At 62.6% G+C, this 9,672-nt stretch carries 11 protein-coding genes and 1 tRNA gene; 6 read left to right on the forward strand and 6 right to left on the reverse strand.

Annotated features, from left to right (window positions below; translation table 11 throughout):
- Positions 1-4: 4 nt before the first annotated feature.
- On the reverse strand, positions 5-718 hold the full coding sequence (locus tag GRI65_RS05805; RefSeq protein WP_160755514.1) for an SIMPL domain-containing protein: 714 nt from the start codon (positions 716-718) through the stop codon (positions 5-7).
- Between the two features lie 138 nt (positions 719-856).
- On the opposite strand from GRI65_RS05805, the gene GRI65_RS05810 reads away from it, so the two are divergent.
- Both GRI65_RS05810 and GRI65_RS05815 read left to right on the forward strand, forming a co-directional pair.
- Positions 857-2,647, forward strand: a complete 1,791-nt coding sequence (locus GRI65_RS05810) for an ABC-F family ATP-binding cassette domain-containing protein (protein WP_160755515.1) — start codon at positions 857-859, stop codon at positions 2,645-2,647.
- Entirely contained in the window at positions 2,644-3,216 is a 573-nt protein-coding gene (locus GRI65_RS05815; RefSeq protein ID WP_332872606.1) for a uracil-DNA glycosylase family protein, read from the forward strand. The genes GRI65_RS05810 and GRI65_RS05815 overlap by 4 nt, the downstream gene beginning before the upstream one ends.
- Here the strand turns inward: GRI65_RS05815 and GRI65_RS05820 are convergent.
- Positions 3,209-3,685 carry a DUF6456 domain-containing protein gene (locus GRI65_RS05820; protein WP_160755516.1) on the reverse strand — a complete coding sequence of 159 codons (477 nt, stop codon included), beginning with the start codon at positions 3,683-3,685 and terminating at the stop codon, positions 3,209-3,211. The two genes, GRI65_RS05815 and GRI65_RS05820, sit on opposite strands and share 8 nt — an antisense overlap.
- A gap of 96 nt (positions 3,686-3,781) precedes the next feature.
- On the opposite strand from GRI65_RS05820, the gene GRI65_RS05825 reads away from it, so the two are divergent.
- Both GRI65_RS05825 and GRI65_RS05830 read left to right on the forward strand, forming a co-directional pair.
- Positions 3,782-4,354, forward strand: coding sequence for a helix-turn-helix transcriptional regulator (locus tag GRI65_RS05825; protein WP_160755517.1), 573 nt, complete (start codon positions 3,782-3,784; stop codon positions 4,352-4,354).
- On the forward strand, positions 4,351-5,532 hold the full coding sequence (locus GRI65_RS05830; RefSeq protein WP_160755518.1) for a glycosyltransferase: 1,182 nt from the start codon (positions 4,351-4,353) through the stop codon (positions 5,530-5,532). Before GRI65_RS05825 ends, GRI65_RS05830 begins: the two co-directional genes overlap by 4 nt.
- Before the next feature lie 8 nt (positions 5,533-5,540).
- Here the strand turns inward: GRI65_RS05830 and secF are convergent, their stop codons facing one another.
- The 3 genes from secF to yajC are packed head-to-tail and all read right to left on the reverse strand — an operon-like array spanning position 5,541 to position 8,466.
- Entirely contained in the window at positions 5,541-6,518 is a 978-nt protein-coding gene (secF, locus tag GRI65_RS05835) for a protein translocase subunit SecF (RefSeq protein WP_160755519.1), read from the reverse strand.
- Positions 6,519-6,532: 14 nt separating this feature from the next.
- Positions 6,533-8,131: a protein translocase subunit SecD gene (secD, locus tag GRI65_RS05840; protein WP_160755520.1), complete on the reverse strand. Its 1,599-nt coding sequence runs from the start codon at positions 8,129-8,131 to the stop codon at positions 6,533-6,535.
- 14 nt (positions 8,132-8,145) lie between these two features.
- Positions 8,146-8,466: a preprotein translocase subunit YajC gene (yajC, locus tag GRI65_RS05845; RefSeq protein ID WP_160755521.1), complete on the reverse strand. Its 321-nt coding sequence runs from the start codon at positions 8,464-8,466 to the stop codon at positions 8,146-8,148.
- Positions 8,467-8,693: 227 nt separating this feature from the next.
- Here yajC and GRI65_RS05850 point away from each other — a divergent pair.
- Together GRI65_RS05850 and GRI65_RS05855 are read left to right on the forward strand one after the other, a co-directional pair.
- Positions 8,694-8,770: transfer RNA gene (locus GRI65_RS05850), tRNA-Pro, on the forward strand.
- A gap of 166 nt (positions 8,771-8,936) precedes the next feature.
- On the forward strand, positions 8,937-9,350 hold the full coding sequence (locus tag GRI65_RS05855; RefSeq protein WP_160755522.1) for a holin family protein: 414 nt from the start codon (positions 8,937-8,939) through the stop codon (positions 9,348-9,350).
- A gap of 103 nt (positions 9,351-9,453) precedes the next feature.
- On the opposite strand, the gene GRI65_RS15230 is transcribed toward GRI65_RS05855, so the two are convergent.
- Positions 9,454-9,672, reverse strand: a 219-nt coding sequence (locus GRI65_RS15230; protein WP_232843928.1) for a hypothetical protein, incomplete at its 5' end; no start/stop codon positions are given.

Genomic DNA, 9,672 nt, shown 5'->3' on the forward strand with positions numbered 1-9,672 from the left:
CGTCCTAGCGGGTCATTTCGTACTTCACGGTGACGTTGACCCCGGTGCCGACCATTCCAGGTTCGACCGGTGTTTTCATCCTGGAGCCGGTCACTACGATGGACTGCTCCATCATCGGCATCGGCTGGTTGGACATGATGCTTTCGCTCACTTCGAGCAGACGTACGCCGGTGTATCCGGCCCACTTCGCATATTCCATCGCCTGCGCCTGCGCGTTCTGCATCGCCGCCTTGCGGGCTTGCGCCTTTGCGGCAGTATCGTTGTCGATCGAGAACTGCGGACCGCCGATATCGGTCGCACCCGCTTCGACCAGCGCATCCAGAACCTTGCCCGTGTCAGGGACCTTGCGCAGGATTACACTGACCCGATTGGATGCGGAATATCCGCGAAAGACCTGCCGCTGCGTCGGCTGGTCGTAATCGTAACGCGGGCTGAGGTTGATGCCGGTAGTCTGGATATCCCGATCGGCTATTCCGAGCGCCTTGATCCGCTTGATCACCGCATCCATCTCGCTCGCGTTCTGGCGCATCGCGGCCACTGCCGTCGGGGCTTCCGTCGAAACGCCGGCGCTGATCGTCGCAAGGTCGGGTTTCGCCTTCACCGTTTCATTGACGGACAGCTCGACCACCGGACCGGTCGCCTGGATCTGCACCTCGGCGGCAGAGGCCGGAAGTGCGACTGCGCCAAGCATCAGAGCGGGGATGAGGTAATTCTTCATTGAGTGAACTCCTGTTGTGAAGTGGTTGCATGGAACGCAACACATTACGCCCGAATGAACTGCCCAGGGCACCACGTTGTTCCTGATTGATGTTTGTATGCTGGACCGCACGGCCTCGCCCCGCTAAGCGCCGCGCCCATGGCCCAACCCCCGATCCTCAGCTGGGAGCAGCTTGGCCTGCAGCAGGGCGGCCGCTGGCTGTTCCAGGGGCTGGACCTGCATATTGGCCCGCGCGACCGGCTGGCGCTGATCGGGCGTAACGGCGCGGGCAAGACCACGCTGTTCCGCATGATCATGGACCAGGTCGAAGCCGACAAGGGAATACGCAAGGTCAAACCCGGCACGAAAATCGTGGTGCTGGAACAGGAACCGGACTTCGCGCCGTATGAAACCTTGATGGATTTTGCGCTCGGCGGAAGCGATGCACCTGCGGAGCACGAGGTCGAGGCGATTGCCGATCAACTCGGGATTGACATGACTACTCCGTCTGCCGGTGCCAGCGGGGGCGAGCGCCGCCGCGCCGCGATTGCGCGCGCGCTGGCGATGGACCCCGACCTGTTGTTGATGGACGAGCCGACCAACCACCTCGATCTCGCCGCGATCGATTGGCTGGAAGATTGGCTGACCCGTTACAAGGGCGCGTTCGTGGTGATCAGCCATGACCGGACCTTCCTGAAACGCCTGACCAACGCGACCATCTGGCTCGACCGGGGGACCATCCGCCGCAAGGACGTTGGCTTCGGCGGTTACGAGGCATGGGAAGAGCAGGTCTATGCCGAGGAAGCGCGCAACGCGCACCGGATGGACGCGAAGCTGAAGATCGAGGCGCATTGGCTGGAACGGGGCGTTACCGCGCGCCGGAAACGCAACCAGGGCCGGCTGGAGGCGCTGTACAAGATGCGTGCCGTCCGCGCGTCCATGATTACTCCCGGCGCGACCGCCAAACTCGGGCTTTCAGCAGACGACAGCAACAAATCGAAGTCGGTGATTGTCGCGGACAAGGTTTCGAAGAGCTTCGGCGACCGGCCGATCATCAAGGATTTCACCCTGCGCATCCAGCGTGGTGACCGGATCGGTGTGGTCGGTTCCAACGGCGCGGGCAAGACCACGCTGCTAAAGCTGCTGACCGGCGAATTGGAACCGGATAGCGGCACGGTGACCATCGCCAAGACGCTGACCGGCGTGATGATCGACCAGCAACGCAGCCTGATGAAGCCGGAAAAAACCGTCCGCGACATCGTGGCCGAGGGCGGCGACTGGATCGACGTGCGCGGGGTTCGCAAGCACGTGCAGGGATACCTCAAGGAATTCCTGTTCGACCCGGGCCTCGTCGATACCAAGGTCGGCACGCTATCCGGCGGCGAGCGCTCGCGCCTGTTGCTGGCGCGCGAATTTGCCCGCAAATCGAACCTGCTGGTGCTGGACGAACCGACCAACGATCTCGATCTGGAAACACTCGACCTGTTGCAGGAAGTCATCGCCGATTACGAAGGCACGGTCCTGATCGTCAGCCATGACCGCGACTTCCTCGACCGGACGGTGACGATCACGCTCGGCCTCGACGGCAGCGGCACGGTGGATATCGTTGCCGGGGGCTATGCCGATTGGGAAGCGCAGCGGACCAAGCGCAGCGAACCGGGCAAGGCCAAGTCCGGCAAGTCGGATGCGTCAGCCCCGCCCGCACCTCCTGCCCCCAAAAGCGCCAAGCTCAGCTACCGCGACCAGCGCGATCTCGAGCAATTGCCTGCCCGGATCGAGGCGCTGGAAGCGGCCATCCTCAAGGGCGAGGAAATCCTTTCCGATCCGGCACTCTACACCGCAGACCCCCAGAAATTCGCCAATATCAGCCAGGGCATCGAGAACGCCCGCGCCGAAAAAGAGGCCGCCGAAGAACGCTGGCTGGAATTGGCGGAGATGGCCGAAGGGTGAGTACACTTGCGCAGGAGATCGCCGCGTGCCGGATTTGCGCGGACCACCTGCCCGGCGGCGTGCGGCCCGTCGCGCAATTTTCTGCAAGCGCGCGGCTACTGATTATCGGACAGGCCCCCGGATCCAAGGTGCACGAAAGCGGTATCCCGTGGGACGATGCCAGCGGCGACCGGCTGCGCGAATGGACCGGACTTTCGAAACAGCAGATGTACGATCCGTCGCAGGTTGCTCTGGTCCCGATGGGGTTCTGCTACCCCGGCAAAGGCGCCAGCGGTGACCTGCCGCCGCGCCGCGAATGCGCGCCAAGGTGGCATGACCTCGTGATGGAAGTGCTGCCATCCGACCGACTGACCGTGCTGGTCGGCAGTTACGCGCAAGCCCGCTATCTGCCGGACACCGCGAAATGGACCATGACCGAGCGAATTCGGCGCTTCACCGAATTCCTGCCCGACTTCCTGCCGCTGCCGCACCCCTCGTGGCGCAGCACGATCTGGATGCGCCGGAATCCTTGGTTCGAGCCCGAGGTGCTGCCGGTCCTGCGCAACATGGTCAGCCGGACACTCAGCTGAGCCGGTAAAAATCCGCCACCCGCTCCAGCGCCAGTTTGAGCACCAGCTTGCCGCTGCGCGCGGGCCAGGACAATTCCTTCTCCGCATCGGGCAGGCTCTCGCATCCGCAAGCGACCCGCCACAGGATGTCGGATAGCCCGCCGCCGGCCGCGGCCATGGCTCCGTCGAAGCGCGCCTTGGCCGCAATCTGCCGCTCCGTTGCGCTGAGGCCGCTATCTCCGCTCCCCCTGATCCGCACGGCATCCCACCGCATTGTAACCGACGGACCCAGGCTGGCGCGCTCGTAATCCGCGCGTAGCCGCTCGCTCGCATCGAACAGACGGTCGTCCAGATGGCCGCGGGCGTGCAGCCATGCGAGCGGCGATTCAGCCAGGTTGACGGTCACGCTGCGGGTGCGCGCATTCGCACCCGCGGTTCCCCGGCGCGGACCTTCGGCGGTTAATTCGCGAGTCGCTAAGTGTCGGCGCATTGCAGTTCCCCTTGACCATCACGGTAAATCGCGCTTGCCAAAACGAACCACCTGTAGGAAAGAAAAAACCGATCTGGTTAAAAAGGGAAACTTCGCGTGATCAACCGTATCCGGGATATCCGCAAAGAAAAGGGCTGGACCCTCGCCGATCTTGCGGAAGCCTGCGATCCGCCCACGACCGCGCAAACCATCGGCCGGCTGGAAACCGGGATGCGGAACCTGTCGATCAAATGGATGGACCGGATTGCCGCCGCGCTGGAGATCGAGCCCGAATTGCTGGTCCGGTCGGAAGCCGCCGCCCACCCCCAGGTCGTGGCCACGCTGGGCCAATCCGGCGCCGAGGCCCTGCGCGCGCCGAGAGACGCTATCCTGGCGACGGACCTGGGCGGAGACCGTCCGCTAATGGTCCTGAGTGTCGAGGAAAGCAGCGGCGAGTATCGCCCGGGCGACCAGATCTGGCTACGGCAACTCGGCCCCGAGGATACGGCCCGCGCGATAAATCGCGACGTGCTCGTCCCGCGCAAAGGCGGCCGCTTTGCATTTGGCCGACTGATCGACCGCCAGGGCACCATGGTCGGCGTCCTGCCACCCGGCGCCGGCCAGAAACAGCAGGTGGTCGACGATCCGCCGTGGATTGCGGTCGCCGAGATGCTGGTCCGGAAATTATGAACCGCCTTCTGTCGATCGCGACGCTGTTTCCCAATTCGCACACCCCGCGCTTCGGCACATTCGTCGCCCGATCGCTGGAGGCTCTGGCCGCGCGCGGCGATTGGGAGGTGACACTCATCAACCCGATCGGGGTGCCGCCTGTCGCGTTCGGGAAATACCGCGCGCTTGCCGCTGCAGCGGTGGACGGGACTGAACGCGGGGTGCAGGTCTATCGCCCGACGTTCCCGTTGATCCCGCGGTTCGGCGTACGTTTCAATCCCGCCCTCATCGCGCGATCGGTGCGCGCCCTTGCGCGAAGGCTTCACGCGGAGTCTCCGTTCGACCTGGTGGATGCGCAGTTTTTCTTCCCCGACGGTCCCGCTGCAGCGCGCATCGCGAGTGATCTCGGTCTGCCCTTATCAATCAAGGCGCGGGGATCCGACATTTCCTATTGGAGTCATCGGCAATTCGCGCGGCGCGCCATGTTGGCGGCGGGCGATCAGGCGGCGGGATTGCTGTCCGTTTCGGACGCGCTGACCGAAGACATGGTCCGGCTGGGCATGGACCGCGGCAAGATCGTCCTCAACCGCACCGGCCTCGACCGCGACCGCTTCCGCCCGCTGGATCACGCCAGCATCAGGAGACGGCTGGGTGAAGAACTCGGCCTCCGACTATCGGACGACCAGCCGTTGCTGGCGACCGTCGGCGCGCTCACCGCGCGCAAGGGACAGGGACTGGTGATCGAAAGCCTGCCCGCGCTACCCGGAGTCCAAATGCTGCTGGTTGGATCGGGCGAAAGCCGGGAAAGACTGGAAACGCAGGCGCGGTCGCTGGGTGTGGCGGACCGGGTGCATTTTGCGGGCATCGTGGATCACGATCTCCTGCCGATCATCCTTTCAGCGGCGGACGCCATGGTCCTGCCTTCCTCGCATGAAGGCCTCGCCAACGCCTGGGTGGAATCGCTGGCTTGCGGCACTCCGTTGGTGATCTGCGATGCTGGCGCCGCGCGTGAGGTGGTCACCGTTCCCGAAGCGGGGTTGATCGTCGAACGTAGCGTGTCCGGCGTAACGGAAGGCATCCGCCAAATACTGGCGAACCCTCCCCCTCGGGAAGCGGTGGCGAAAACGGCCGAGCGGTTCAGCTGGACCGAAAACGCCGCATCACTGGCCGAATATTACCGCCGCCTGATCTGCGCCTGACGCACAGCTCAGGATTCGCCGCGAGCGATCCGTTCCTGCTTGTCCGCAACACCTTCCTGCGGGATGAAACTGTTCGAGTTCACCCCCAGCCAGATCAAGATCGGTGCCGCCATGTACACCGAACTGTAAGTTCCGACGAAAATGCCCAGCGTAATCGCGGCCACCAGCCCGAACAGGCTGGCCGGTCCGAACAGCAGCAACGGAACCAGCGCGATCAGCAGCGTCAGTGATGTCATGACGGTGCGGGCAAGCGTCTCGTTGACCGACAGGTCGAGCAATTCGGGCAGCGGCATCTTGCGGTATTTCTTCAGATTTTCGCGAATACGGTCATAAATGACGATCGTATCGTTCAGCGAATACCCGATAATCGCGAGGATCGCGGCGATGATCTGAAGGCTGAATTCCATCTGGAACAGCGCAAACATCCCCAGCGTCAGCGACACGTCGTGGACCAGCGCAAACAGGGCCCCCACGCCGAACTGCCATTCGAAACGCACCCAGATATACAGCGAAATCGCCAGCATCGCGGCAAGCAAAGCCAACACCGCCTTCTCGCGAAATTCGCCCGCGACTTTCCCGGAAACGGTGTCGTTCCCATCCCGGATCACGTTTTCGTAAGTGGATTCGATGGTCGAGATTACCTGGTTGCCGATTGCGGTCGCCGCACCGGGGGTGTTCTCGACATTTTCCGGCAGGCGGACGCGGATCGAAACCTGGTTGGCGTCACCGAACCGCTGGATCACCGGATCGCCGAATCCCAGCGCCCCGATCTGTTCGCGCAGCGACGGGATCGGGGCCTCTTCCAGTTCCGAGAAAGTCAGCCGGACTTCCTGTCCGCCGGCGAAATCAACGCCGTAATTGAGGCCCTTGGTCATAACCAAGCCCCAACTCGCCGCGATCAGCAGCAGGCTGACCACGTAGAACGGCATCCGGTACCGCAGGAACTTGAGGTTCGTATCGTCAGGGACGAGTTTCAGCAGTCGCATGTTCCCTTATCCCCTTAGATGTTCAAGTCTTGCGGACGTGCCTTGCGCAACCAGCCGGCTACCCACAGGCGCGTCAGGGTGACGGCGGTGAAGACACTGGTGAACAGGCCGATGATCAGCACCACGGCGAACCCGCGGATCGGGCCGGACCCGAAGATGAACAGCAGCACACCCGCAATGAAGTTGGTGATGTTGGCATCGTAAATCGCGCGGCTGGCTTCTTTATAGCCATTTTCCACCGCCGCGACCACACGCCGGCCACGTTTGCGTTCTTCACGGATACGTTCGTTGATCAGCACGTTGGCGTCCACCGCGGCGCCGATCGTCAGCACGAAGCCGGCAATCCCCGGCAAGGTCAGAGTGGTGTTGAACACCGCCATGATCCCCAGCAGCATCAACACGTTGAGCACCAGCGCAGCGGTGGCGTAGATCCCGAACCGGCCATAGGTGAAGACCATCAGCAGGATCACCAGCAAGGACCCGATGCCCATCGCGAGCAGGCCCTTCTTGATCGAATCGGCGCCGAGATCGGGGCCGACCGTGCGTTCCTCGACCACCGTCAGGTCGACCGGCAGCGCGCCGGAGCGCAGCGAGATAGCCAGCGCGTTCGCGCTTTCGGTAGTGAAGTTGCCCGAAATCTGTGCGCTGCCGCCGCGGATCGGTTCGTTGATATTCGGCGCTGACAGGACTTTGCCATCGAGGATGATGGCGAAAGGCTTGTTCACGTTTTCGGTCGTCAGCTGGGCGAATTTCGCGCCGCCTGCCTGGTCGAAAGTAATCGAGACCACCGCTTCGTTGGTCTGGGGATCGACCGATTGCTGCGCATTGGTCAGCGAATCGCCCTTGATCCCGCCGAGCCGGCGAACGGCGATCGAACTTCCGGCAAAATCGCTGCCCTCGGCATAAGGGAATATCTGGCTACCCGGAGGCGCAATGCCCTGTTCCAAATCGGAAGGCAGCGCGGTCTGGTCGACCAGCTTGAATTCGAGCTTCGCGGTCTGTCCGAGCAGCGCCTTCAATTGATCCGGATCCTGAAGACCTGGAACCTGGACAACGATACGTGTGTCGCCCTGACGGATAATGGTCGGCTCCCGCGTGCCGAGCGAATCGATCCGCTTGCGGACGACTTCGGTGGCGCTGTCCATCGCGTCAGTGACCGCATTGCTGATGCCGTCAGCGGTGGGTTCGAGCACGAAGCGCGTCTGATCGACTACCGACAGGTTCCATTCGCGGGTGAGCCCGGTGCCGTTGACGAGGGGCAGCAGCAATTCGCGCGCGCGATCGACGTCGGCTGCGCTTTCCACCATGAAACCGAGCTGGTTTTCACTGGTCGACACATCCCCGATGCGGATCCGCGGTTCCGCCTGCCGCATGGTGTTGCGAACCGCTTCCTCCATGTTCTCGAGGCGCTGTTCGGCGACCTGCGCCGGATTGGCTTCAAGCAGGATATGGCTGCCGCCCGCGAGGTCGAGACCGAGATTGACGGTCGGGCTTGGCAAAGCATCGGGCCAGCGCAAATTGCTCATCGACAGGATCGACGGAAGTGCGCAGGCGATGGCGATCAGGGTGACCGACCAAAGCCAGATTTTTCTCCAGCGCGGAAATTCGAGCATCTTGGTGCCTTCGCTCAGTCGTTTGCTGCTGAACCGGCAGGCGGTACGATATCACCGATGGCGCTCTTGACCGCCTTCACCCGGACGCCCTGCGCCAGTTCGATTTCCGCGTAGGTTTCGTCAACCTTGACGACCTTGCCCAGCAATCCGCCCGCGGTGATAACCTGGTCGCCGCGTTTGATCGCGGCGATCTTGGTCGCATGTTCTTTCTGCCGGCGCATTTGCGGGCGAATGATCAGGAACCAGAAAATAAGCCCCATCCCCACCAACGGCAGGAACTGGATCCAGGCAGGCGGCGCTTCTGCGCTGGCAGCTGCGGCAAGAAAATCAATCATCGAAGGAACCTGTTTATCGTGAGGCAGCAAGGTGGGGAGAGCCTGAAGGAAACGCAAGTTCTTGCAGTCCTGCCGCACTCCCGGCGTATAGAAGCGCGCGCCTAGCACCTTAGTTTCGCCAGAGCAACGCGGCAAAGCCGCCGAGACAGCGGTGCTGCGTGACGCAGCGTGTTCGTGAGCCTTGCCATGTCGGAGCAACCGCCATATAGGCGCCCGCTCCACCGGTTCGGGACGTAGCGCAGCCTGGTAGCGCATCACACTGGGGGTGTGGGGGTCGGAGGTTCGAATCCTCTCGTCCCGACCAGTGGAAGAATTCCTGCTTACAAGCCCCCCAAATGAAGCGCGCAGTGCGCAGCCCGGCGGGGTAGACCGATACACGGCTACAATCGCGTGGCGGTTTGGCTAATCAATTTTCCTACACGAACCGATATGGTTATCCGATAGCGCGAATCGCACTATTGGAGCAGCCAATGCCAATTCTCGAATCGCTTATCCGCCCGATCGCCTTGATCATTGACAAGATCATCCCCGACAAGGAAGCCCGCGCCCGGGCCAAACTGGAATTGCTGCAACTGGAAGGCACGCAGGAATTGCAGGCCATCGAGGCGCGGATGACAGCGATTGTCGCAGAAGCCAATTCCGCCGACCCGTGGACCAGCCGCGCCCGCCCGAGCTTCCTTTACGTGATGTATGTGATGATCCTGTGGGCGCTGCCGATGGGCGTGCTCGCCGCGTTCAAACCGGCAATGGCGCAGGATATCGCGTCCGGCATGAATTCCTATCTCGGCGGTCTGCCCGAGCCGCTCTACGCGCTATTCGGCACCGGCTACCTCGGTTACACCGCAGCGCGCCAGTGGGGCAAGATCAAGGGCGTCGATCAATAAGTCGGCGAGATACATCGGGTTCAAGCCGATAGCGAAGTCCGCACAGGCCAGGGATCGAGTGCAGCGCGTTCGTCAGGAGGTCGCGGTAAGTGGGCCAGCCCAACTACTCGGATTCCGCAGCCACCTCTTGAGCGATCTGCCGCGTCTTCTGATCGAAGGAAAATCCGTTGCTGCCGCTGTAGAGTGCTGAGAGATATGCGCGGTCGAAATCGGTCATTTCCGCGACCGCGCCGCCACCTTCGAAAAGCGAAAGGATTGTCTCGTAACCGATCCGATGGGTCTGCGGATTCCGCGTCGACGAAAGACCACGCATGACGGCGAA

The sequence above is a fragment of the Allopontixanthobacter sediminis genome, assembly GCF_009828115.1.
In the GTDB taxonomy this organism is placed as follows: domain Bacteria; phylum Pseudomonadota; class Alphaproteobacteria; order Sphingomonadales; family Sphingomonadaceae; genus Allopontixanthobacter; species Allopontixanthobacter sediminis.